Annotated in this window: 32 protein-coding genes; all 32 read left to right on the top strand. The window is 64.8% G+C overall.

All coding sequences use genetic code 11. From position 1 onward, the window contains the following. Window positions 1-86: 86 nt before the first annotated feature. Window positions 87-2,201, top strand: coding sequence for an elongation factor G (fusA, locus tag HCX50_RS11105; protein ID WP_091029519.1), 2,115 nt, complete (start codon window positions 87-89; stop codon window positions 2,199-2,201). 170 nt (window positions 2,202-2,371) lie between these two features. Further along, window positions 2,372-3,562, top strand: coding sequence for an elongation factor Tu (gene tuf / locus HCX50_RS11100; RefSeq protein WP_028502475.1), 1,191 nt, complete (start codon window positions 2,372-2,374; stop codon window positions 3,560-3,562). Between the two features lie 146 nt (window positions 3,563-3,708). Then, complete coding sequence (locus HCX50_RS11095; protein WP_091029523.1) at window positions 3,709-3,921, top strand: hypothetical protein; 213 nt, start codon at window positions 3,709-3,711, stop codon at window positions 3,919-3,921. Between the two features lie 848 nt (window positions 3,922-4,769). After that, window positions 4,770-5,078, top strand: coding sequence for a 30S ribosomal protein S10 (rpsJ, locus tag HCX50_RS11090; RefSeq protein ID WP_017201594.1), 309 nt, complete (start codon window positions 4,770-4,772; stop codon window positions 5,076-5,078). An 8-nt stretch (window positions 5,079-5,086) separates the two neighbouring features. Next, window positions 5,087-5,746 (top strand): 50S ribosomal protein L3, encoded by a 660-nt coding sequence (gene rplC / locus HCX50_RS11085; protein ID WP_056312872.1) that lies wholly within the window; start codon window positions 5,087-5,089, stop codon window positions 5,744-5,746. Between the two features lie 2 nt (window positions 5,747-5,748). After that, a complete protein-coding gene (gene rplD / locus HCX50_RS11080; protein ID WP_091029526.1) occupies window positions 5,749-6,411 on the top strand; it encodes a 50S ribosomal protein L4 in 663 nt (220 codons plus the stop codon). After that, window positions 6,408-6,731 carry a 50S ribosomal protein L23 gene (gene rplW, locus HCX50_RS11075; RefSeq protein WP_017829206.1) on the top strand — a complete coding sequence of 108 codons (324 nt, stop codon included), beginning with the start codon at window positions 6,408-6,410 and terminating at the stop codon, window positions 6,729-6,731. Before rplD ends, rplW begins: the two co-directional genes overlap by 4 nt. A 20-nt stretch (window positions 6,732-6,751) precedes the next feature. Then, the gene (rplB, locus tag HCX50_RS11070; RefSeq protein ID WP_091029529.1) at window positions 6,752-7,591 is read left to right on the top strand and encodes a 50S ribosomal protein L2; all 840 of its coding nucleotides are present in this window, start codon (window positions 6,752-6,754) and stop codon (window positions 7,589-7,591) included. 12 nt (window positions 7,592-7,603) lie between these two features. After that, entirely contained in the window at window positions 7,604-7,885 is a 282-nt protein-coding gene (rpsS, locus tag HCX50_RS11065) for a 30S ribosomal protein S19 (RefSeq protein WP_017829205.1), read from the top strand. Continuing rightward, entirely contained in the window at window positions 7,885-8,283 is a 399-nt protein-coding gene (gene rplV, locus HCX50_RS11060) for a 50S ribosomal protein L22 (protein ID WP_091029532.1), read from the top strand. Before rpsS ends, rplV begins: the two co-directional genes overlap by 1 nt. Continuing rightward, window positions 8,283-9,038 carry a 30S ribosomal protein S3 gene (rpsC, locus tag HCX50_RS11055; RefSeq protein WP_017201587.1) on the top strand — a complete coding sequence of 252 codons (756 nt, stop codon included), beginning with the start codon at window positions 8,283-8,285 and terminating at the stop codon, window positions 9,036-9,038. The genes rplV and rpsC overlap by 1 nt, the downstream gene beginning before the upstream one ends. Beyond that, window positions 9,038-9,457: a 50S ribosomal protein L16 gene (rplP, locus tag HCX50_RS11050; protein ID WP_017829203.1), complete on the top strand. Its 420-nt coding sequence runs from the start codon at window positions 9,038-9,040 to the stop codon at window positions 9,455-9,457. Before rpsC ends, rplP begins: the two co-directional genes overlap by 1 nt. Beyond that, a complete protein-coding gene (gene rpmC, locus HCX50_RS20050) occupies window positions 9,457-9,774 on the top strand; it encodes a 50S ribosomal protein L29 (protein ID WP_045278747.1) in 318 nt (105 codons plus the stop codon). Before rplP ends, rpmC begins: the two co-directional genes overlap by 1 nt. Then, on the top strand, window positions 9,774-10,106 hold the full coding sequence (gene rpsQ, locus HCX50_RS20045) for a 30S ribosomal protein S17 (RefSeq protein ID WP_021201120.1): 333 nt from the start codon (window positions 9,774-9,776) through the stop codon (window positions 10,104-10,106). The genes rpmC and rpsQ overlap by 1 nt, the downstream gene beginning before the upstream one ends. Then, a complete protein-coding gene (gene rplN, locus HCX50_RS11035) occupies window positions 10,103-10,471 on the top strand; it encodes a 50S ribosomal protein L14 (RefSeq protein ID WP_017201583.1) in 369 nt (122 codons plus the stop codon). The genes rpsQ and rplN overlap by 4 nt, the downstream gene beginning before the upstream one ends. A 2-nt stretch (window positions 10,472-10,473) precedes the next feature. Further along, complete coding sequence (gene rplX, locus HCX50_RS11030; RefSeq protein WP_029260922.1) at window positions 10,474-10,833, top strand: 50S ribosomal protein L24; 360 nt, start codon at window positions 10,474-10,476, stop codon at window positions 10,831-10,833. Next, window positions 10,833-11,423: a 50S ribosomal protein L5 gene (gene rplE / locus HCX50_RS11025; RefSeq protein WP_091029536.1), complete on the top strand. Its 591-nt coding sequence runs from the start codon at window positions 10,833-10,835 to the stop codon at window positions 11,421-11,423. Before rplX ends, rplE begins: the two co-directional genes overlap by 1 nt. 144 nt (window positions 11,424-11,567) lie before the next feature. Beyond that, window positions 11,568-11,966 (top strand): 30S ribosomal protein S8, encoded by a 399-nt coding sequence (gene rpsH, locus HCX50_RS11020; protein ID WP_029260924.1) that lies wholly within the window; start codon window positions 11,568-11,570, stop codon window positions 11,964-11,966. Between the two features lie 6 nt (window positions 11,967-11,972). Then, window positions 11,973-12,509 carry a 50S ribosomal protein L6 gene (gene rplF / locus HCX50_RS11015; protein ID WP_091029539.1) on the top strand — a complete coding sequence of 179 codons (537 nt, stop codon included), beginning with the start codon at window positions 11,973-11,975 and terminating at the stop codon, window positions 12,507-12,509. 2 nt (window positions 12,510-12,511) lie between these two features. Beyond that, window positions 12,512-12,871 (top strand): 50S ribosomal protein L18, encoded by a 360-nt coding sequence (gene rplR, locus HCX50_RS11010; protein ID WP_029260926.1) that lies wholly within the window; start codon window positions 12,512-12,514, stop codon window positions 12,869-12,871. 20 nt (window positions 12,872-12,891) lie between these two features. Next, complete coding sequence (gene rpsE, locus HCX50_RS11005) at window positions 12,892-13,584, top strand: 30S ribosomal protein S5 (RefSeq protein WP_374225474.1); 693 nt, start codon at window positions 12,892-12,894, stop codon at window positions 13,582-13,584. Continuing rightward, on the top strand, window positions 13,584-13,769 hold the full coding sequence (gene rpmD, locus HCX50_RS11000) for a 50S ribosomal protein L30 (RefSeq protein WP_017201575.1): 186 nt from the start codon (window positions 13,584-13,586) through the stop codon (window positions 13,767-13,769). Before rpsE ends, rpmD begins: the two co-directional genes overlap by 1 nt. After that, window positions 13,769-14,404: a 50S ribosomal protein L15 gene (gene rplO, locus HCX50_RS10990; protein WP_091029546.1), complete on the top strand. Its 636-nt coding sequence runs from the start codon at window positions 13,769-13,771 to the stop codon at window positions 14,402-14,404. The genes rpmD and rplO overlap by 1 nt, the downstream gene beginning before the upstream one ends. A gap of 182 nt (window positions 14,405-14,586) precedes the next feature. Continuing rightward, window positions 14,587-15,909, top strand: coding sequence for a preprotein translocase subunit SecY (gene secY / locus HCX50_RS10985; protein ID WP_029260928.1), 1,323 nt, complete (start codon window positions 14,587-14,589; stop codon window positions 15,907-15,909). Continuing rightward, the gene (locus HCX50_RS10980; RefSeq protein ID WP_167634394.1) at window positions 15,906-16,511 is read left to right on the top strand and encodes an adenylate kinase; all 606 of its coding nucleotides are present in this window, start codon (window positions 15,906-15,908) and stop codon (window positions 16,509-16,511) included. Before secY ends, HCX50_RS10980 begins: the two co-directional genes overlap by 4 nt. Before the next feature lies 1 nt (window position 16,512). Then, a complete protein-coding gene (gene map, locus HCX50_RS10975; protein WP_167634392.1) occupies window positions 16,513-17,364 on the top strand; it encodes a type I methionyl aminopeptidase in 852 nt (283 codons plus the stop codon). Further along, complete coding sequence (locus tag HCX50_RS10970; RefSeq protein WP_091029557.1) at window positions 17,364-18,026, top strand: DsbA family protein; 663 nt, start codon at window positions 17,364-17,366, stop codon at window positions 18,024-18,026. The genes map and HCX50_RS10970 overlap by 1 nt, the downstream gene beginning before the upstream one ends. Window positions 18,027-18,191: 165 nt before the next feature. Then, window positions 18,192-18,413: a translation initiation factor IF-1 gene (infA, locus tag HCX50_RS10965; RefSeq protein ID WP_017201569.1), complete on the top strand. Its 222-nt coding sequence runs from the start codon at window positions 18,192-18,194 to the stop codon at window positions 18,411-18,413. Between the two features lie 64 nt (window positions 18,414-18,477). Further along, window positions 18,478-18,594 carry a 50S ribosomal protein L36 gene (rpmJ, locus tag HCX50_RS10960; RefSeq protein ID WP_005050492.1) on the top strand — a complete coding sequence of 39 codons (117 nt, stop codon included), beginning with the start codon at window positions 18,478-18,480 and terminating at the stop codon, window positions 18,592-18,594. Between the two features lie 178 nt (window positions 18,595-18,772). After that, window positions 18,773-19,147 carry a 30S ribosomal protein S13 gene (gene rpsM / locus HCX50_RS10955; RefSeq protein ID WP_091029560.1) on the top strand — a complete coding sequence of 125 codons (375 nt, stop codon included), beginning with the start codon at window positions 18,773-18,775 and terminating at the stop codon, window positions 19,145-19,147. A gap of 31 nt (window positions 19,148-19,178) precedes the next feature. Then, entirely contained in the window at window positions 19,179-19,577 is a 399-nt protein-coding gene (rpsK, locus tag HCX50_RS10950) for a 30S ribosomal protein S11 (RefSeq protein WP_091029563.1), read from the top strand. 134 nt (window positions 19,578-19,711) lie between these two features. Next, window positions 19,712-20,701, top strand: coding sequence for a DNA-directed RNA polymerase subunit alpha (locus HCX50_RS10945; protein WP_029260932.1), 990 nt, complete (start codon window positions 19,712-19,714; stop codon window positions 20,699-20,701). Window positions 20,702-20,705: the final 4 nt, after the last annotated feature.

The raw sequence follows: 20,705 nt of genomic DNA, 5'->3' as shown, positions 1-20,705 counted from the left end.
CAGCTTCGCCCGCCCCTCGGCCACTCGCCGAGGGGCGGGCACCCCCTCTTCGCAGTACGACTGCTCCAAAAGATAAGGACACTCCTGTGGCACAAGACGTGCTCACGGACCTGAGCAAGGTCCGCAACATCGGCATCATGGCGCACATCGATGCCGGCAAGACCACGACGACCGAGCGCATCCTGTTCTACACGGGCGTCAACCACAAGCTCGGCGAGACGCACGATGGCGCCTCGACCACCGACTGGATGGAGCAGGAGAAGGAGCGCGGCATCACGATCACGTCTGCCGCCGTGACCTGCTTCTGGAACAAGAACCAGATCAACATCATCGACACCCCCGGTCACGTGGACTTCACGGTCGAGGTGGAGCGTTCGCTCCGCGTCCTCGACGGTGCCGTCGCCGTCTTCGACGGCAAGGAGGGCGTCGAGCCCCAGTCCGAGACCGTGTGGCGTCAGGCCGACAAGTACAACGTTCCCCGCATCTGCTTCGTCAACAAGATGGACAAGCTCGGCGCGGACTTCTACTTCACCGTCGACACCATCATCAACCGTCTGGGCGCGAAGCCCCTCGTCATCCAGCTGCCCATCGGCGCGGAGAACGACTTCGTCGGCGTCATCGACCTGGTCGAGATGCGCGCGCTGGTGTGGGCCGGAGACTCCAAGGGTGACGTCACCATGGGCGCCTCCTACGAGATCCAGGAGATCCCGGAAGACCTCAAGGAGAAGGCGGCCGATTACCGGCAGCAGCTCCTCGAGACCGTCGCCGAGACCGACGACGCGCTGCTCGAGAAGTTCTTCGGTGGCGAAGAGCTCACGGTCGCCGAGATCAAGGGCGCGATCCGCAAGCTGACCGTCGCCTCGGAGATCTACCCGGTGCTGTGTGGTTCCGCGTTCAAGAACCGCGGTGTCCAGCCGATGCTCGACGCGGTCGTCGACTACCTCCCGAACCCGCTCGACGTGGGCTCGATCGAGGCACACGACCCCAAGGACTACGACACGATCATCGAGCGTCACCCCGACGCGAATGACCCGTTCGCAGCTCTCGCGTTCAAGGTCGCCGTGCACCCGTTCTTCGGTCGCCTCACCTACGTCCGCGTCTACTCGGGTCACCTCGACTCCGGTTCTCCGGTCATCAACTCGACCAAGAACAAGAAGGAGCGCATCGGGAAGATCTTCCAGATGCACGCCAACAAGGAGATCCCGGTTCCCTCGGTCACCGCCGGCAACATCTACGCGGTCATCGGTCTGAAGGACACCACCACGGGTGACACCCTCACCGACCCGGCGTCTCCGGTCGTCCTCGAGTCGATGACGTTCCCCGAGCCCGTCATCGAGGTCGCGATCGAGCCGAAGACCAAGGCCGACCAGGAGAAGCTGGGTGTCGCCATCCAGAAGCTCGCTGAAGAGGACCCGACCTTCCGCACCGAGCTCAACCCGGAGACCGGTCAGACGACCATCAAGGGCATGGGCGAACTGCACCTCGACATCCTCGTCGACCGCATGAAGCGCGAGTTCAACGTCGAGGCCAACGTCGGCAAGCCCCAGGTGGCGTACCGCGAGACGATCAAGAAGATCGTCGAGAAGCACGACTACACGCACAAGAAGCAGACCGGTGGCTCCGGCCAGTTCGCGAAGATCCAGTTCACCATCGAGCCGATGGACCTGGACTCCGAGAAGACCTACGAGTTCGTGAACGCCGTCACCGGTGGTCGCATCCCTCGTGAGTACATCGGCTCGATCGATGCCGGTTTCCAGGACGCGATGAACGTCGGAGTCCTCGCGGGCTACCCGATGGTGGGCGTCAAGGCAACCATCACCGATGGTGCGGCTCACGACGTCGACTCCTCGGAGATGGCGTTCAAGATCGCGGGTTCCATGGGCTTCAAGGAGGCCGCACGCCGTGCCAACGCCGTGCTGCTCGAGCCGCTGATGGCCGTCGAGGTCCGTACTCCTGAGGAGTACATGGGCGACGTCATCGGTGACTTGAACTCGCGTCGTGGCCAGATCCAGTCGATGGAAGACGCCGCCGGCGTCAAGGTCGTCCGCGCTCAGGTTCCGCTGTCCGAGATGTTCGGGTACATCGGCGACCTGCGCTCGAAGACCTCGGGTCGTGCCGTCTACTCCATGGAGTTCCACAGCTACGCTGAGGTTCCCCGCGCTGTGGCCGACGAGATCGTCCAGAAGACCAAGGGCGAGTAATCGCCCTTCTGGGTACCCCGCGGCGCCGAGCACGGCGAAGCGCTGCGGGGTTCCCAGGTCCCCTACAACTTCACATTCCCTCTCTACTAAACTGAGAACCTAAACCCGTAGAGAACCGGTCGCAAACCAGTGCCCGGTCACCTTTACAACGACGTCCTGAGGAGGACCCAGTGGCTAAGGCCAAGTTCGAGCGGACCAAGCCGCACGTCAACATCGGAACCATCGGTCACGTTGACCACGGCAAGACCACGCTCTCCGCAGCGATCTCGAAGGTGCTTGCTGACAAGTTCCCGTCCGACACCAACGTGCAGCGTGACTTCGCTTCCATCGACTCGGCGCCGGAAGAGCGCCAGCGTGGAATCACCATCAACATCTCGCACATCGAGTACGAGACCCCCAAGCGCCACTACGCTCACGTCGACGCCCCCGGCCACGCCGACTACGTCAAGAACATGATCACCGGTGCTGCTCAGATGGACGGCGCGATCCTCGTGGTCGCCGCCACCGACGGCCCGATGGCTCAGACGCGTGAGCACGTGCTGCTCGCCAAGCAGGTCGGCGTGCCGTACCTGCTGGTCGCGCTGAACAAGTCGGACATGGTCGACGACGAGGAGATCCTGGAGCTCGTCGAGCTCGAGGTTCGCGAGCTGCTCGCAGCCCAGGGCTTCGACGAGGACGCTCCTGTCGTCCGCGTCTCGGCTCTCAAGGCTCTCGAGGGCGACGAGAAGTGGACCCAGGCGATCCTGGACCTCATGCAGGCTGTCGACGACAGCGTTCCGGACCCGGAGCGTGACCGTGACAAGCCGTTCCTGATGCCCGTCGAGGACGTCTTCACGATCACCGGTCGTGGAACCGTCGTCACGGGTCGCGCCGAGCGTGGCACGCTGGCCATCAACTCCGAGGTCGAGATCGTCGGACTCCGTCCGACCGTCAAGACCACGGTCACGGGTATCGAGATGTTCCACAAGCAGCTCGACGAGGCCTGGGCCGGCGAGAACTGTGGTCTCCTGCTCCGTGGCACGAAGCGTGAGGACGTCGAGCGCGGTCAGGTCATCGTCAAGCCGGGTTCGGTCACGCCGCACACCGACTTCGAGGGCACCGCGTACATCCTGTCCAAGGACGAGGGTGGGCGTCACAACCCCTTCTACACGAACTACCGCCCGCAGTTCTACTTCCGCACCACCGACGTCACCGGCGTCATCTCGCTGCCCGAGGGCACCGAGATGGTCATGCCCGGCGACACCACCGACATGACGGTCGAGCTGATCCAGCCGATCGCCATGGAGGAGGGCCTCGGCTTCGCCATCCGTGAGGGTGGACGCACCGTCGGCGCCGGTACGGTCACGAAGATCGTCAAGTAAGTACCTGCTTCCTCACAGAGGGGTCGGACCTTCGGGTCCGGCCCCTCTGTGTTTTGTATCGTGTCGGGAGTTTCCTCCGCGCGCCAAGACGTGCACAATGATCTCGTCGGCCTCTTCGTCGACGCACACCTGAGAAGGGGATTCACATGGGTATCGATGACGCGGTGAACAAGGGCAAAGACCTCTACGAGCAGAACAAGGACAAGATCGCCGAGGCCGTCAAGAGCGACCAGGCCGAGGACATCAGCGACAAGGTCCTCGATGGCGTCGCGGACTTCGCGAAGAAGATCGCTCCGGGTGCCGCCGACAAGATCGACGAGATCCGGGACAGCGCGGACAAGTCCGTCGGCAACGAGTAACAGCCCCGCACTCTTCGAGCGGCGATCCACCACCCGGTGGATCGCCGCTTTCGTATACAGAGGCACGCCCCGTTCGATCTGGTGGTCGTCAAATGTGGCGGATTCGCAGATGTATCGAGTAGGATCGTCTCGACCGCCTGGGGATCTTGCGGTCGGGGAAGCCGAAGGGGTTCGGTTTCCCGAAGCACGCGGGCTTTCCGCGTTGAAACTGGGGATAAGCGATCTTGGGGATCATCGTGCGACGCGCGCACTCTGTGCGCCTGAGCGTCACCCTGCCTGCGCGGCGGGTCTTCCGCCGCGCCCTCGAACGAGGAGTTCGGCGTCCCTTCACGCCGGGCTACTCGCGTTCGGTGTGCCCCCTCGCACTGAACGCCCTCCCCAAGCGGGGCGAGGCATGGGGATGCCTCGCCCCGCTATCTCCCTCCTTCTGACCCGGATTTCGACGTCCGTCACCGGCTCTCCGAGAGGCGCGACACGCCCGGGTTTGCAGAAGTGAAATCAGCCGTGGCAGAATAGACAGGTTCGATATTCCGTCGCCGCTGTGCGTGCGCCGGATCACTGCCAGGGCAGTGCATAGACGGCGGTTCCTCATGGGGGCTGCAGGGTTCTAGGCCGCGGGTAGCAGAACACACACCCCGACACCCTTCTCACCGAGGGGTTCGCCGTGCGCGGCGGAGGTCGGGCATCCGGTCGCCTCGCGGCGTCCGGCTGACAGAAGAACAGTGGTGCAGCAGATCGACTCGAGAGAGCCGTTCTCGTGCCGAGGCGCGAACAGCGCCGACGTGCGTCCAATGCCCCAGGGCCACCCGGTCCCGGACGGTATGACGCCTAAAGAGAGAGAGCAGACAATGGCGGGACAGAAGATCCGCATTCGCCTGAAGTCGTATGACCACGAGGTCATCGACACGTCCGCACGCAAGATCGTCGACACCGTGACCCGTGCGGGTGCGACCGTCGTCGGACCCGTGCCCCTTCCGACCGAGAAGAACGTCGTGTGCGTCATCCGGTCGCCGCACAAGTACAAGGACAGCCGCGAGCACTTCGAGATGCGCACCCACAAGCGTCTGATCGACATCGTCGACCCGACGCCCAAGGCCGTCGACTCGCTGATGCGTCTCGACCTGCCTGCCGATGTCAACATCGAGATCAAGCTCTGAGGTCGGACATGGTTGACATCAACTCCAAGATTTCCAAGGGCATGCTGGGCACGAAGCTCGGTATGACCCAGGTCTGGAACGAGAGCGGCAAGCTCGTTCCCGTCACCGTCATCGAGCTCGCCTCGAACGTGGTCACGCAGATTCGTACGCCCGAGAAGGACGGCTACAACGCCGTGCAGATCGCGTACGGCCAGATCGACCCGCGCAAGGTGAACAAGCCCCTCACGGCTCACTTCGAGGCAGCCGGCGTCACGCCGCGTCGTCACGTCACGGAGATCCGCACCGCGGACGCCGGCGACTACAGCCTGGGCCAGGAGCTCACGGTCGACGGCACCTTCGAAGCCGGCCAGCTCGTCGACGTCGTCGGCACGAGCAAGGGCAAGGGCTTCGCCGGTGTCATGAAGCGTCACAACTTCAAGGGCGTCTCGGCTTCGCACGGTTCGCACCGCAACCACCGCAAGCCCGGCTCGATCGGCGCATCGTCGACCCCGAGCCGCGTCTTCAAGGGCATGCGCATGGCCGGCCGTATGGGTGGCGAGCGTGTGACCGTCCTCAACCTCACGGTGCACGCCGTCGACATCGAGAAGGGTCTGCTGCTCGTCAAGGGCGCCGTCCCCGGTGCTCGTGGCCGCATCGTCTATGTCCGCAACGCAGTGAAGGGTGCCTGAACATGGCTGACTCCACTCTCGCGCTCGACGTCCTCAAGGCAGACGGCAAGAAGGCAAGCTCCATCGAGCTTCCCGCCGCGCTGTTCGACGCCAAGACGAACATCCCGCTCATCCACCAGGTCGTCGTCGCGCAGCTCGCGGCGGCTCGCCAGGGCACGCACTCGACCAAGCGTCGTGGCGAGGTCTCCGGTGCCGGCCGCAAGCCCTTCAAGCAGAAGGGCACGGGTAACGCCCGTCAGGGTTCCATCCGCGCGCCGCACATGACCGGTGGTGGCATCGTCCACGGCCCGAAGCCGCGTGACTACTCGCAGCGCACCCCCAAGAAGATGATCGCCGCCGCCCTGCTGGGCGCGCTCAGCGACCGCTTCCGCGGTGACCGCATCCACGCCATCGAATCCTTCGGGATCGACGGCACGCCCTCGACGAAGACCGCGGTGAACTTCCTCACCAACGTCGTCTCGTCGAAGAACGTGCTCGTCGTGATCGAGCGCAACGACGACGTGACGCTGAAGAGCATCCGCAACCTGTCGAACCTGCACGTGCTGACGTTCGACCAGCTCAACGCATACGACGTGCTCGTCTCCGACGACATCGTCTTCACCCAGGCCGCGCTCGAGGGCTTCATCGCCTCCAAGTCCGGCGCCAACCAGGAGGTCTCCGCATGAGCGAGCAGGCATCTGTTCTCCAGACGGCCCTGAACAAGGACCCGCGCGACATCATCCTGAAGCCGGTCGTGTCCGAGAAGAGCTACGGGCTCATCGATGAAGGAAAGTACACCTTCCTCGTCGACCCGCGCGCTTCGAAGACCGAGATCAAGCTCGCCATCGAGAAGATCTTCGGCGTCAAGGTCGCAGGGGTCAACACCCTCAACCGCGTCGGCAAGGCTCGCCGCACCCGCTTCGGCACCGGCAAGCGCAAGGACACCAAGCGCGCCATCGTCACCCTGAAGTCGGGCACCATCGACATCTTCACGGCAATCGGCTGATCCGGGGGATAAGGACAATAATGGCTATTCGCAAGTACAAGCCCACGACCCCGGGCCGTCGCGGCTCGTCGGTGGCTGACTTCGCCGAGATCACTCGATCGACGCCGGAGAAGTCGCTGCTGCGCCCGCTCTCGAAGACCGGTGGTCGCAACAACCAGGGCCGCATCACGACCCGTCACATCGGTGGTGGCCACAAGCGCCAGTACCGCGTCATCGACTTCCGTCGTAACGACAAGGACGGCGTCAACGCCAAGGTCGCTCACATCGAGTACGACCCCAACCGCACCGCGCGCATCGCGCTGCTGCACTACTTCGACGGTGAGAAGCGCTACATCCTCGCTCCGGCGAAGCTGAAGCAGGGCGACGTCGTCGAGTCGGGTGCCGGGGCTGACATCAAGCCGGGTAACAACCTCCCGCTGAAGAACATCCCCACGGGTACCGTCATCCACGCGATCGAGCTCCGCCCCGGTGGCGGCGCGAAGATGGCACGTTCGGCCGGTGCTTCCGTCCGCCTCGTCGCCAAGGACGGCAACTTCGCCCAGCTGCGTCTCCCCTCGGGCGAGATCCGCAACGTCGATGCGCGCTGCCGCGCGACCATCGGCGAGGTCGGCAACGCCGAGCAGTCGAACATCAACTGGGGTAAGGCCGGCCGCATGCGCTGGAAGGGCGTCCGCCCGACCGTGCGTGGTGTCGCGATGAACCCGGTGGATCACCCGCACGGTGGTGGTGAGGGTAAGACCTCTGGTGGTCGTCACCCCGTCTCCCCGTGGGGCCAGGCTGAGGGTCGTACCCGTCACGCCAACAAGGAAAGCGACAAGTACATCGTGCGTCGTCGTAACGCCGGCAAGAAGCGTAAGTAGGAGTAAGAGAAGATGCCTCGCAGTCTTAAGAAGGGCCCCTTCGTCGACGATCACCTGCTTCGCAAGGTGGTCGTGCAGAACGAAGCCGGCACCAAGAACGTCATCAAGACCTGGTCCCGTCGGTCCATGATCATCCCGGCCATGCTGGGTCACACGATCGCGGTCCACGACGGACGCAAGCACATCCCTGTGTTCGTGTCCGAGACCATGGTCGGTCACAAGCTGGGCGAGTTCGCGCCCACCCGCACCTTCCGCGGCCACGAGAAGGACGACAAGAAGGGGCGGCGCCGCTAATGGTCGAATCGATCGCACGCGTGCGACACATCCGCGTGACCCCTCAGAAGGCTCGTCGTGTCGTCGCGCTCATCAAGGGCAAGCAGGCCCAGGAGGCTCTGGCGATCCTGAAGTTCGCGCAGCAGAGCGCCAGTGAGCCGATCTACAAGCTTGTCGCGTCGGCCATGGCCAACGCGCAGGTCAAGGCAGATCGCGACGGCGAGTTCCTCGACGAGAAGGACCTGTACGTGGCCAACGCGTACGTCGACGAGGGCACCACGCTCAAGCGTTTCCAGCCCCGTGCACAGGGTCGCGCTTTCCAGATCAAGAAGCGCACGAGCCACATCACGGTCGTGCTCTCGACGCCTGAGGCAGCTCCGGCCGCCACGGGCGACAGCAACAAGAAGGCGAGCAAGTAATGGGACAGAAGGTAAACCCGTACGGCTTCCGTCTCGGCATCACGACGGACCACGTCTCGCGTTGGTTCTCTGACTCGACGAAGCCGGGTCAGCGTTACGCCGACTACGTCGCCGAGGACATCAAGATCCGCAACCTGCTCAAGACGCAGCTCGACCGCGCCGGTGTCTCGAACATCGAGATCGAGCGCACCCGTGACCGCGTCCGCGTCGACATCCACACCGCCCGTCCGGGCATCGTGATCGGTCGTCGTGGCGCCGAGGCCGAGCGCATCCGCGGCGACCTCGAGAAGCTCTCGGGCAAGCAGATCCAGCTGAACATCCTCGAGGTCAAGAACCCCGAGGCTGACGCTCAGCTCGTCGCACAGGGCATCGCCGAGCAGCTCTCTGCTCGTGTGGCGTTCCGTCGTGCGATGCGCAAGGGTCTGCAGGGCGCTCAGCGCGCCGGCGCCAAGGGCATCCGCATCCAGGTCTCCGGCCGCCTCGGCGGCGCCGAGATGAGCCGTTCGGAGTTCTACCGCGAGGGTCGTGTGCCGCTGCACACGCTTCGCGCGAACATCGACTACGGCTTCTACGAGGCGAAGACCACCTTCGGCCGTATCGGTGTGAAGGTCTGGATCTACAAGGGCGACCTGACCGCCAAGGAGCTCGCTCGCGAGCAGGCAAACGCACCCAAGGCTCGTCGTGACGACCGTGGTGGCGACCGCCGCCGTGCCCCGCGCAACGAGGCACCTGTCGCAGAAGGAGCGTCGGCATAATGCTCATCCCCCGTAAGGTCAAGTTCCGCAAGCAGCACCACCCGGGTCGCTCGGGCCAGGCAACCGGCGGCACGAAGGTCTCCTTCGGCGAGTACGGTATCCAGGCTCTGACCCCCGCTTACGTGACGAACCGTCAGATCGAGTCCGCTCGTATCGCGATGACCCGTCACATCAAGCGTGGTGGAAAGGTGTGGATCAACATCTACCCCGACCGTCCGCTCACGAAGAAGCCTGCTGAGACCCGCATGGGTTCCGGTAAGGGTTCCCCCGAGTGGTGGGTCGCCAACGTCAAGCCGGGCCGTGTCCTCTTCGAGGTCGCGGGTGTCGACGAGGAGCTCGCACGCGAAGCTCTGACCCGTGCAATTCACAAGCTGCCTCTCAAGGCACGCATCATCAAGCGCGAGGAGGGCGACGCGTAATGGCGATCGGCACCAAGGAGCTCGCCCCGGCAGAGCTCGATACATTCGAAGACCAGCGCCTCGTCGAGGAGCTGCGCAAGGCCAAGGAGGAGCTGTTCAACCTCCGTTTCCAGTCGGCCACCGGCCAGCTGGAGAGCCACGGCCGCATCCGCGCCGTCAAGCGCGACATCGCGCGTCTCTACACGGTGATCCGCGAACGTGAGCTGGGCATCCGTGCGACGCCCGCTCCGGTCGAGGTCCCCGCGAAGAAGGCGACCAAGTCGAAGGCGAAGAAGGCGGACTCCGCCGACGACGCCGTGAAGGAAGAGGCTGAGTGATGGCCACCAAGAAGGAAGCGACTGTGGAGACGCAGGCCGCAGGACACGAGTCGTCCGAGCACGACGTCCGCGACTCCGCTGCCCGCGGTTACCGCAAGGCACGTCGCGGCTACGTCGTCAGCGACAAGATGGACAAGACCATCGTGGTCGAGGTCGAGGACCGCGTGAAGCACCCGCTTTACGGCAAGGTCATCCGCCGCACCTCGAAGGTCAAGGCGCACGATGAGGCGAACTCCGCCGGCATCGGCGACCTGGTCCTGATCAACGAGACCCGCCCGCTGAGCGCCACGAAGCGCTGGCGCCTGGTGGAGATTCTGGAGAAGGCCAAGTGATTCAGCAGGAATCCCGACTCAAGGTCGCCGACAACACCGGCGCCAAGGAGCTCCTCACGATTCGCGTCCTCGGTGGCTCGAAGCGTCGTTACGCCGGTCTCGGCGACACCATCGTCGCGACCGTCAAGGACGCGATCCCCGGTGGCAACGTGAAGAAGGGCGACGTCGTCAAGGCGGTCATCGTCCGCACCAAGAAGGAGGTCCGTCGTCCGGACGGCTCCTACATCAAGTTCGACGAGAACGCCGCAGTGATCCTGAAGAACGACGGGGAGCCCCGCGGCACCCGTATCTTCGGGCCGGTCGGTCGTGAGCTTCGTGACAAGAAGTTCATGAAGATCGTCTCGCTGGCGCCGGAGGTCATCTAATCATGGCGAAGATCAAGAAGGGTGACCTGGTTCAGGTCATCACCGGTGCCACGCAGGAGCGTGGCGGCGACCGTGGCAAGCAGGGCAAGGTCCTCGACGTGCTCGGCGACAAGAACCGCGTGATCGTCGAAGGCGTGAACTACGTCACCAAGCACACCCGCGTCGGACAGACGCAGCGTGGCACCAAGACCGGAGGCATCGAGACCGTCGAAGCCTCCATCCACATCTCGAACGTCGCACTCGTCGACCCCTCGACCAAGAAGCCGACCAAGGTCGGCCACCGGGTCGAGGAGCAGACCAAGGACGGCGTCAAGCGCACCGTCCGCGTGCGGTACGCGAAGAAGAGCGGTAAGGACCTCTGATGAGCACCGACACTGCCGCGCCGGCTGGCAAGATCCAGCCGCGCCTGAAGCAGAAGTACAACAGCGAGATCAAGAAGGCTCTGCAGGAAGAGTTCGGCTACGCGAACGTCATGCAGATCCCCGGACTGGTCAAGGTCGTCGTGAACACCGGTGTCGGCGAGGCAGCTCGCGACAGCAAGGTGATCGATGGTGCGGTCGACGACCTCACCAAGATCACCGGCCAGAAGCCGATCGTCACGAAGGCCCGCAAGTCCATCGCGCAGTTCAAGCTGCGTGAGGGCCAGGCCATCGGCGCGCACGTCACCCTCCGCGGTGACCGCGCGTGGGAGTTCGTTGACCGTCTCGTGTCGCTGGCACTGCCCCGTATCCGCGACTTCCGCGGTCTCTCGGGCAAGCAGTTCGACGGCAACGGCAACTACACCTTCGGTCTCCAGGAGCAGAGCGTGTTCCACGAGATCGATCAGGACAAGATCGACCGGGTTCGCGGTTTCGACATCACCGTCGTCACCACCGCGAAGACGGATGACGAGGGTCGGGCACTGCTCCGTCACCTCGGCTTCCCGTTCCGCTCGGAAGACGCACAGGCGTGACCCTTCGACAGGCTCAGGGACCCTCGGGTTGCTGAGCCTGTCGAAGCACTCGCCGACATGCACCTACAATTGAAGATTGCGTGTCATCGCAGGCCGTCTGTCGTGTAACGGCAGCCGGAACCTCATGAACAAAGGAAAACAACAATGACAATGACAGACCCGGTCGCAGATCTGCTGACCCGTCTGCGTAACGCGAACTCGGCGCACCACGATTCCGTGACCCTGCCGTCGAGCAAGCTCAAGACGAACATCGCTCAGATCCTCCAGCAGGAGGGCTACATCGCCGGCTGGGAGACCTCTGACGCTCGCGTCGGACAGAACCTCACGCTGACGCTGAAGTACGGCCCCAACCGTGAGCGCTCGATCGCTGGTATCAAGCGCGTCTCGAAGCCCGGCCTCCGCGTCTACGCGAAGTCCACCGAGCTCCCCACGGTCCTCGGCGGTCTCGGCGTGGCCATCCTGTCCACCTCCTCCGGTCTTCTCACCGACCGTCAGGCTGAGCAGAAGGGCGTGGGCGGAGAAGTTCTCGCCTACGTGTGGTAATTCGAAATGTCGCGTATTGGACGACTTCCCATCGACGTTCCCGCGGACGTGACCGTTTCGGTCGCAGGCCGTGTGGTCTCGGTGAAGGGCCCCAAGGGTGAGCTCACCCTGACGGTGGCCAACCCCATCGAGGTCGCGGTCGAGGAGAACCAGGTTCTGGTCTCCCGTCCCGACGACGAGCGCGAGTCGCGGTCGCTTCACGGCCTGACCCGCACGCTCATCAACAACAACATCATCGGCGTGACCCAGGGCTACACCAAGGGTCTCGAGGTCGTCGGCACCGGTTACCGCGTGCAGCAGAAGGGGAGCTCGGTCGAGTTCGCCCTCGGCTTCTCGCACCCGGTCCTGATCGACCCGCCCGCCGGCATCACGCTCACGGTCGAGGGCACCACCAAGCTCACCGTCAGCGGGATCGACAAGCAGGCTGTCGGCGAGGCAGCTGCCAACATCCGCAAGATCCGCAAGCCCGAGCCGTACAAGGGCAAGGGTGTGCGCTACGCCGGCGAGAACGTGCGTCGCAAGGCCGGAAAGAGTGGTAAGTAACCATGGCTCTCAAGTCAAAGTCTGACGCCCGCGCGCGTCGTCACGCCCGCCTTCGCAAGAAGGTCGTCGGCACCGAGGTGCGTCCGCGCCTCGTCGTCAACCGCTCGGCCCGCCACGTCTTCGTGCAGCTGGTCGACGACAGCAAGGGTCACACCGTGGCGTCGGCATCGACGCTCGAGACCGACCTGCGCTCGCTCGAGGGTGACAAGACCGCCAAGGCCCGCAAGGTCGGCGAGCTCCTCGCCGAGCGTGCGAAGGCTGCCGGCGTTTCCGAGGCAGTGTTCGACCGTGGCGGTAACCGCTACGCCGGTCGTGTCGCCGCCATCGCCGACGGCGCCCGCGAAGGGGGTCTGGCACTGTGAGTGACAACAAGGAGAACGAAGTGACCGAAACGGCTGCTGCCGCTCCCGAGGCGGCCGCTGTCGTCTCTGAGACGGCCGCCGGCACGACCCAGGCTGAGCCTGCTCGCGAGGGCCGCCGTGGCGGCGGTCGCGATCGCAACCAGGGTGGCGGCCGCGACCGCAACTCGCGCGACCGTGGCGACAACCAGTTCCTGGAGCGCGTCGTCACCATCAACCGCGTCTCGAAGGTCGTGAAGGGTGGTCGTCGCTTCAGCTTCACCGCCCTCGTGGTCGTCGGTGACGGCAACGGTCTGGTCGGCGTCGGCTACGGCAAGGCCCGAGAGGTCCCCCTGGCGATCTCGAAGGGTGTCGAAGAGGCCAAGCGCAACTTCTTCCGCGTTCCGCGCGTCGGCAGCACCATCCCGCACCCGGTGCAGGGTGAGGCCGCCGCTGGTGTGGTCCTGCTCCGTCCGGCCGCTGCCGGTACCGGTGTCATCGCCGGTGGTCCGGTCCGCGCCGTGCTCGAGTGCGCCGGTATCCACGACGTGCTGTCGAAGTCGCTCGGTTCGTCGAACACGATCAACATCGTGCACGCGACGGTCACCGCCCTGAAGCAGCTCGAGGAGCCTCGTGCGGTCGCCGCTCGTCGCGGTCTCGAGTTCGACCAGGTCGCCCCTGCCCGCCTCGTGCGTGCAGAGGCCGAGGCCATCGCCGCACAGAAGGTAGGTGCCTGATGGCCGCGCGACTGAAGGTCACGCAGATCAAGTCCAAGGTGAGCGAGAAGCAGAACCAGCGTGACACGCTGCGCAGCCTCGGTCTCAAGCGGATCGGTGACACCACCGTCCGCCCCGACGACGCGCAGACGCGCGGTTACGTCAAGACCGTCGCACACCTCGTCAAGGTTGAGGAGATCGACTAATGGCTGAGAAGAACGAGGCCGTCGAGGCCGAGAAGGCCCCGAAGAAGGCTGCAGCTCCCAAGGCTGCTGCTGCAAAGAAGCCCGCTGCGAAGAAGGCTCCGGCCAAGACCGCTGCGTCCGCCGCCAAGGCTGACGCTCCGGCCAAGAAGCCGGCCGCCAAGAAGGCTGCGCCGGCGAAGGATGCTCCGGCATCCCGCCCCGGCGTGCTGAAGGTGCACCACCTGCGTCCGGTCCCCGGATCCAACACCGCCAAGACTCGCGTCGGCCGTGGTGAGGGTTCCAAGGGTAAGACCGCTGGTCGTGGTACCAAGGGCACCAAGGCGCGCAACACCGTTCGCGTCGGCTTCGAGGGTGGGCAGATGCCGCTGCACATGCGCACCCCGAAGCTGCGCGGGTTCAAGAACCCGTTCCGCGTCGAGTACCAGGTCGTGAACCTGGAGAAGCTCGCGGAGCTGTACCCCAAGGGTGGCGATGTCACCATCGGCGACCTGGTCGCCAAGGGTGCCGTTCGCAAGAACGAGAAGGTCAAGGTTCTCGGAAACGGCGACATCGCCGTGAAGCTCACCGTTTCGGTCGACAAGGTCTCGGGTTCTGCCGAGCAGAAGATCGTCGCGGCGGGCGGATCCGTCAAGTAACCGCAAGATGAGAGGGGCCGGAGATTCTCCGGCCCCTCTCGTCGTTTCACACTCCGAGACCTCGCTCTGGGGCCGCATCCGGCGGGCCTGGTATCGGTGACGAATTCCGGGAACCCCGGATTGCGTTACCCTGGTCTTTCAGCCGTCCTTCGGGAATCGGCAACTTTTCAGGAGGAACGTCCTTGTTTAGCGCCATCGCGCGGATCTTCCGCACCCCGGACCTGCGTCGGAAGATCGGTTTCACCCTCGCCATCATCGCGATCTACCGTCTCGGCTCCAACGTCCCTGCGCCGTTCGTGAACTTCCCGAACGTCGAGGAGTGCCTTGCGGCGAACGCGGGCACCGACGGCCTGCTCGGACTGGTCAACCTCTTCTCCGGCGGTGCACTGCTGCAGCTGTCGATCTTCGCCCTCGGCGTCATGCCGTACATCACGGCGACGATCATCACGCAGCTGCTCCGCGTGGTCATCCCGCACTTCGAGGCACTGCACAAGGAAGGACAGGCCGGTCAGGCCCGTCTGACCCAGTACACGCGGTACCTCACCATCGCTCTCGCGCTGCTGCAGTCGACGACTCTCGTCACGGTGGCGCGCAGCGGCCAGCTCTTCGGCTCGACCGATCTCGCGGCCTGCCAGCAGCTCCTGACGAACGACGTGTGGTGGGCGCAGCTGCTCATCATTATGACTATGACGGCCGGTACCGGTCTCATCATGTGGTTCGCCGAGCTCGTCACCGAGCGTGGCATCGGCAACGGCATGTCGCTCCTCATCTTCACCTCGATCGCCGCGACGTTCCCCGGCGCCATGGGCCTCATCTGGCAGACCAAGGGCTTCGAGGTCTTCCTGCTGGTGCTGCTGGTCGGAATCATCGTCATGGGGCTCGTCGTCTTCGTCGAGCAATCGCAACGACGGATCCCCGTCCAGTACGCGAAGCGCATGGTCGGTCGCCGCACGTACGGCGGCACCAACACGTACATCCCGATCAAGGTGAACATGGCGGGTGTGATCCCCGTGATCTTCGCGTCGTCGCTGCTCTACATCCCGGCACTCATCGCGCAGTTCAACACTCCGCAGGACGGATCGACGCCGCCCGAGTGGGTCAGCTGGATCACCGCGAACTTCACCACGGGCAACAGCCCGGTGTACATGGCCGCGTACTTCCTGCTGATCATCGGTTTCACCTACTTCTACGTGGCGATCACGTTCAATCCGGTCGAGGTCGCGGACAACATGAAGAAGTACGGCGGGTTCATCCCCGGCATCCGTGCGGGCCGCCCGACGGCCGAGTACCTCGACTACGTGCTCACCCGCATCACGCTCCCGGGCTCGCTGTACCTCGGCCTGATCGCGCTCATCCCGCTGATCGCACTGGCCACGGTCGGCGCGAACCAGAACTTCCCGTTCGGCGGCGCCTCGATCCTCATCATCGTCGGTGTGGGTCTCGAGACGGTCAAGCAGATCGACGCGCAGCTGCAGCAGCGACACTATGAAGGGCTCCTCCGATGACAGCATCCGCCCGTCTTCTCATCGTCGGCCCGCAGGGTTCCGGCAAAGGCACGCAGGGCGTGCGCATCGCCGAGTCCTACGGCATCCCGGTCGTGTCGACCGGTGACATCTTCCGCGCGAACATCAAGGAGGGGACGCCGCTGGGCCAGCAGGTCACGGCGATCCTCGACAAGGGTGACCTCGTTCCGGATGAGTTGACGAGCGAGATCGTGCGCGATCGGCTGTCCCAGGAAGACGCGGCGCACGGATTCCTGCTCGACGGGTATCCGCGCAACACCGCGCAGGTCGCCCACCTGGAGTCGTTCCTCGCGGAGCGGGGGGAGTCGCTCGACGCGGTCATCCTCCTCGACGTGCCGCGCGAGGAGAGCCTGGAGCGTCTGACGCTCCGCGCCACCGAGCAGGGCCGCTCCGACGACACCCCGGAGGCCATCGGCCACCGCCTCGACATTTACGAGCGCGAGACCGCTCCGATCATCGAGGTCTACGGCCCCAAGGGCATCGTGGACCGCATCGACGGCACCGGCGCTCTCGACGACGTCACCGAGCGGATCACGGCGGCCCTGGCCGCCCGCGGTCTTCGCCTCGCGGCCTCCGCTTCCTGAGATGTTCCGCCGGTCGATCTACAAGACCCCGGCTCAGCTGCGAGCCATGGTCGAGCCGGGTCTCATCACGGCCGCAGCGCTGGAGGCCGTCCGCCCGTTGATCAAGGCCGGCGTCACGACGCTCGAGCTGGACGCGGTGGCGAACCGTACGATCCTTGCCCGTGGCGCGGAGTCGAACTTCCAGCTGGTGCGCGGCTACCACCACACGACCTGCATCTCGGTGAACGAGCAGGTCGTGCACGGGATCCCCGGCGAGCGGGTGTTGCAGCCGGGCGACATCGTCTCGGTCGACTGCGGCGCGCAGTTCAAGGGCTGGAACGGCGACAGCGCGATCACGGTCGTCGTCCCCGACCCGGAGCGGCCCGAACTGGTCGTGCAGCGCGAAGAGCTCTCCCGCGTGACCGAGGGATCCCTGTGGGCGGGGATCGCCGCGATGGCATCCGTCTCGTCGATCGATGAGATCGGCGCGGCCATCCAGGACTACATCGAGGCGCAGGGGCCCTCAGTGGTCTCGGGGGAGTCGTACGGCATCCTCCGCGAGTACGTCGGGCACGGCATCGGCCGCAAGATGCACGAGGCCCCCAGCGTCTTCAACTACCGCACTCCCGACCGCGGCGAAGAGGTCAAGCCCGGCCTCGTTCTCGCGATCGAGCCGATGGTCACGGCGGGTGGGGATTCGACGTTCATCGAGGACGATGACTGGACCGTCACGACGGTCGACGGCACGGACGGCTCCCATTGGGAACATAGCGTCGCCCTGCATGATGGGGGTATCTGGGTGCTGACTGCGCCCGATGGCGGAAGAGCCGGACTCGCTCCATTCGGAGTCGAGCCTCGAGAGATCGGAAAGTAATGGCAGCGGCGAAGAGCAACACCAACTGGTTCGCGATCGGCGTCTCCATCGCCGTGGTCGTGGTGCTGGTGGCGATCGGTGGACTCGTGGTGTTCCTCAACAACCAGGCCACCGCTCCCGGTGCGGCGCCCAAGAGCGACATCATCAACGAGGAGACCGGCGCGATCTCCTTCGGCGATGGCAAGGACGAGGTCGACACGTTCGTCGACTTCATGTGCCCGATCTGCGGCGACTTCGAGAAGCAGTACGGCGAGCAGCTGCAGGCCGCGGCCGCCGATGGCAAGATCACGCTGAACCTGCACCCGATCTCGATCCTCGACCGCTACTCGCAGAACACCAAGTTCTCGACGCGTGCGGCCGCAGCGGTCTACTGCGTGGCCGAAAAGGCGCCGGAAGCGGCCCTGGACTACTTCAACCTGCTCTTCGCGAACCAGCCGGAGGAGAACAGCGCCGGCCTCACCGACGACGAGCTCGCGGCACTCGCTGAGCAGGCCGGCGGGGGAGCCGCGGCCGACTGCATCGCAGATGGCACGTACATGGACTTCGTCGGGGACCAGACCCAGGCGCACGAGATCGCAGGAACGCCGACCATCGAGGTCAACGGCAAGCGCCTCGACCTGCAGGCCGGCGAGATCACCGAGATGGAGAAGCTGCTCGGTTGATCCGACAGCTCCCCGCCCATGGGCGGTCAAGTTGCCGGATGCCGCCGGAGCGTCTAACATAGATCTTTGGTGCTTTGTGCCTTGATTCGGCGTGTCCGTCGGCGCAGCACCACAATCCAATCACCCACCGCAGATCGACCGATCTGCAGAAGCGTCAGCGAGGCTATGGCTAAGAAAGACGGTGTCATCGAGATCGAGGGCGTGATCTCCGAGGCTCTGCCCAACGCGATGTTCCGCGTTGAGCTCAGCAACGGACACAAGGTCCTTGCAACGATCTCCGGCAAGATGCGGCAGAACTACATCCGTATCATCCCCGAGGACCGTGTGGTCGTGGAGCTCAGCCCCTACGACCTGACCCGCGGCCGTATCGTCTACCGCTACCGCTGATCGGTCGAGAAGTAACGGCCTGCCCCGGTTCGGGGCGGTACGAAGACAGCGAACAGGAAAAATCATGAAGGTCAACCCCAGCGTCAAGCCCATCTGCGATCACTGCAAAGTGATCCGCCGTCACGGCCGCGTCATGGTGATCTGCAAGAGCAACCCGCGTCACAAGCAGCGCCAGGGCTGAGTCCCCGGCGGGACCGCCGATCCGATCGACGGGCCCGAGCTGCGCGGCATCGCTCACGCACATCTCATAACTGAACACACAACGGCAGGATCAGAACCCGCGCGAGCGGGGGACACCTCGGGGCGGAGGCCCGGGCACCGATCCTGTTCCACACCTCCACAACACCCAGGAGAACCGCATGGCACGTCTTGCCGGCGTTGACATCCCGCGCGACAAGCGCGTGGTGATCGCCCTTACCTACATCTACGGCGTCGGCCGTACCCGCTCGGTCGAGATCCTCAAGGCGACGGATATCGACGAGAGCATCCGCGTGAAGGACCTCAGCGACGACCAGCTGATCCTCCTCCGCGACCACATCGAAGGCAACTACAAGGTGGAGGGTGACCTGCGCCGCGAGGTTGCAGCAGACATCCGCCGCAAGGTCGAGATCGGCTCCTACGAGGGCATCCGCCATCGTCGTGGTCTCCCGGTCCGTGGTCAGCGCACCAAGACCAACGCCCGTACCCGCAAGGGCCCGAAGCGCACCGTCGCAGGCAAGAAGAAGGCCCGCTAAGCGCGGCCCCAGGGACTAGGAGAACACTTTCATGGCTGCACCCAAGGCCGCCGCGCGCAAGCCGCGCCGCAAGGAAAAGAAGAACATCGCGCTGGGCCAGGCCCACATCAAGTCGACGTTCAACAACACGATCGTCTCGATCACCGACCCGTCCGGCGCTGTCATCGCGTGGGCATCGTCGGGTGGCGTGGGCTTCAAGGGCTCCCGCAAGTCGACCCCGTACGCCGCAGGTCTTGCTGCCGAGTCCGCTGCCCGCCAGGCCGCGGAGCACGGCGTCAAGAAGGTCGACGTCCTCGTGAAGGGTCCCGGCTCCGGCCGCGAGACCGCGATCCGCTCGCTGCAGGCCGCAGGCCTCGAGGTGGGTTCGATCCAGGACGTCACGCCCCAGGCGCACAACGGCTGCCGTCCGCCGAAGCGCCGCCGCGTCTGATACGCGCCTCGAGCCGCTCGGCCCATTCGTGGTCCGAGCGGCTCGACGCCCGCGTACGGGCATCGACTTCCACAACTCAAAACCTCACCCCACCACATGTCATATAGCGGGCATGTGATCGAAAGGAACACAGAGTGCTTATTGCACAGCGTCCCACACTGACCGAGGAAAAGATCGTCGAGAACCGTAGCCGGTTCATCATCGAGCCTCTGGAGCCCGGCTTCGGTTACACGATCGGCAACGCGCTGCGCCGCAGCCTGCTGTCGTCGATCCCCGGTGCTGCTGTCACCAGCGTTCGCATCGACGGCGTGCTGCACGAGTTCAGCACCATCCCCGGCGTGAAGGAGGATGTCACCGAGATCATCCTCAACATCAAGCAGCTGGTCGTCTCCTCGGAGCGCGACGAGCCCATCACGGCGTACCTGCGCAAGACCGGTTCGGGCGAGGTCACCGCCGCCGACATCTCGGCTCCGGCCGGTGTCGAGGTGCAGAACCCCGAGCTCGTCATCGCGACGCTGAACGAGACCGCGAAGTTCGAGCTCGAGCTCACCATCGAGCGTGGCCGTGGCTACGTCTCGGCGACGCAGAACCGCAACGAGTACGCCGAGGCCGGTCAGATCCCGATCGACTCGATCTACTCGCCGGTCCTCAAGGTCAGCTACCGCGTCGAGGCGACTCGTGCCGGAGAGCGCACCGACTTCGACAAGCTCGTCCTCGACGTCGAGACCAAGTCGGCGATCAGCCCCCGCGACGCCGTCGCTTCGGCTGCCAAGACGCTCACCGAGCTGTTCGGTCTCGCCCGCGAGCTGAACGTCGAGGCCGAGGGCATCGAGATCGGCCCGGCGCCGGTGGAGGCTGTGAACTCCAGCGAGCTGTCGATGCCGATCGAAGACCTCGACCTGTCGGTCCGCTCGTACAACTGCCTGAAGCGTGAGGGCATCAACACTGTTTCGGAGCTCGTCGCCCTGTCGGAGACGCAGCTCATGAACATCCGCAATTTCGGCCAGAAGTCGGTCGACGAGGTGCGCGACAAGCTCATCTCGCTCGGTCTGTCGCTCAAGGATTCGGTGCCCGGTTTCGACGGCGCCCACTTCTACGGCGGCAGCGAAGACGAGTCCTTCTGAAACC

The sequence above is a fragment of the Microbacterium sp. B19(2022) genome, from assembly GCF_012030385.1.
Taxonomy (GTDB): Bacteria; Actinomycetota; Actinomycetes; order Actinomycetales; family Microbacteriaceae; genus Microbacterium; species Microbacterium oxydans_B.
Note: the sequence above shows the minus strand (reverse complement) of the source record. Positions and strands in the feature narration are given on the sequence as shown.

Bases quoted from the DNA above. Each gene is read 5' to 3' on its own strand.
- HCX50_RS11095 (WP_091029523.1), top strand. From the start codon at position 3,709: ATGGGTATCGATGACGCGGTGAACAAGGGCAAAGACCTCTACGAGCAG.
- rpsJ (WP_017201594.1), top strand. From the start codon at position 4,770: ATGGCGGGACAGAAGATCCGCATTCGCCTGAAGTCGTATGACCACGAG.
- rplC (WP_056312872.1), top strand. From the start codon at position 5,087: ATGGTTGACATCAACTCCAAGATTTCCAAGGGCATGCTGGGCACGAAG.
- rplD (WP_091029526.1), top strand. From the start codon at position 5,749: ATGGCTGACTCCACTCTCGCGCTCGACGTCCTCAAGGCAGACGGCAAG.
- rplW (WP_017829206.1), top strand. From the start codon at position 6,408: ATGAGCGAGCAGGCATCTGTTCTCCAGACGGCCCTGAACAAGGACCCG.
- rplB (WP_091029529.1), top strand. From the start codon at position 6,752: ATGGCTATTCGCAAGTACAAGCCCACGACCCCGGGCCGTCGCGGCTCG.
- rpsS (WP_017829205.1), top strand. From the start codon at position 7,604: ATGCCTCGCAGTCTTAAGAAGGGCCCCTTCGTCGACGATCACCTGCTT.
- rplV (WP_091029532.1), top strand. From the start codon at position 7,885: ATGGTCGAATCGATCGCACGCGTGCGACACATCCGCGTGACCCCTCAG.
- rpsC (WP_017201587.1), top strand. From the start codon at position 8,283: ATGGGACAGAAGGTAAACCCGTACGGCTTCCGTCTCGGCATCACGACG.
- rplP (WP_017829203.1), top strand. From the start codon at position 9,038: ATGCTCATCCCCCGTAAGGTCAAGTTCCGCAAGCAGCACCACCCGGGT.
- rpmC (WP_045278747.1), top strand. From the start codon at position 9,457: ATGGCGATCGGCACCAAGGAGCTCGCCCCGGCAGAGCTCGATACATTC.
- rpsQ (WP_021201120.1), top strand. From the start codon at position 9,774: ATGGCCACCAAGAAGGAAGCGACTGTGGAGACGCAGGCCGCAGGACAC.
- rplX (WP_029260922.1), top strand. From the start codon at position 10,474: ATGGCGAAGATCAAGAAGGGTGACCTGGTTCAGGTCATCACCGGTGCC.
- rplE (WP_091029536.1), top strand. From the start codon at position 10,833: ATGAGCACCGACACTGCCGCGCCGGCTGGCAAGATCCAGCCGCGCCTG.
- rpsH (WP_029260924.1), top strand. From the start codon at position 11,568: ATGACAATGACAGACCCGGTCGCAGATCTGCTGACCCGTCTGCGTAAC.
- rplF (WP_091029539.1), top strand. From the start codon at position 11,973: ATGTCGCGTATTGGACGACTTCCCATCGACGTTCCCGCGGACGTGACC.
- rplR (WP_029260926.1), top strand. From the start codon at position 12,512: ATGGCTCTCAAGTCAAAGTCTGACGCCCGCGCGCGTCGTCACGCCCGC.
- rpmD (WP_017201575.1), top strand. From the start codon at position 13,584: ATGGCCGCGCGACTGAAGGTCACGCAGATCAAGTCCAAGGTGAGCGAG.
- rplO (WP_091029546.1), top strand. From the start codon at position 13,769: ATGGCTGAGAAGAACGAGGCCGTCGAGGCCGAGAAGGCCCCGAAGAAG.
- HCX50_RS10980 (WP_167634394.1), top strand. From the start codon at position 15,906: ATGACAGCATCCGCCCGTCTTCTCATCGTCGGCCCGCAGGGTTCCGGC.
- map (WP_167634392.1), top strand. From the start codon at position 16,513: ATGTTCCGCCGGTCGATCTACAAGACCCCGGCTCAGCTGCGAGCCATG.
- HCX50_RS10970 (WP_091029557.1), top strand. From the start codon at position 17,364: ATGGCAGCGGCGAAGAGCAACACCAACTGGTTCGCGATCGGCGTCTCC.
- infA (WP_017201569.1), top strand. From the start codon at position 18,192: ATGGCTAAGAAAGACGGTGTCATCGAGATCGAGGGCGTGATCTCCGAG.
- rpmJ (WP_005050492.1), top strand. From the start codon at position 18,478: ATGAAGGTCAACCCCAGCGTCAAGCCCATCTGCGATCACTGCAAAGTG.
- rpsM (WP_091029560.1), top strand. From the start codon at position 18,773: ATGGCACGTCTTGCCGGCGTTGACATCCCGCGCGACAAGCGCGTGGTG.
- rpsK (WP_091029563.1), top strand. From the start codon at position 19,179: ATGGCTGCACCCAAGGCCGCCGCGCGCAAGCCGCGCCGCAAGGAAAAG.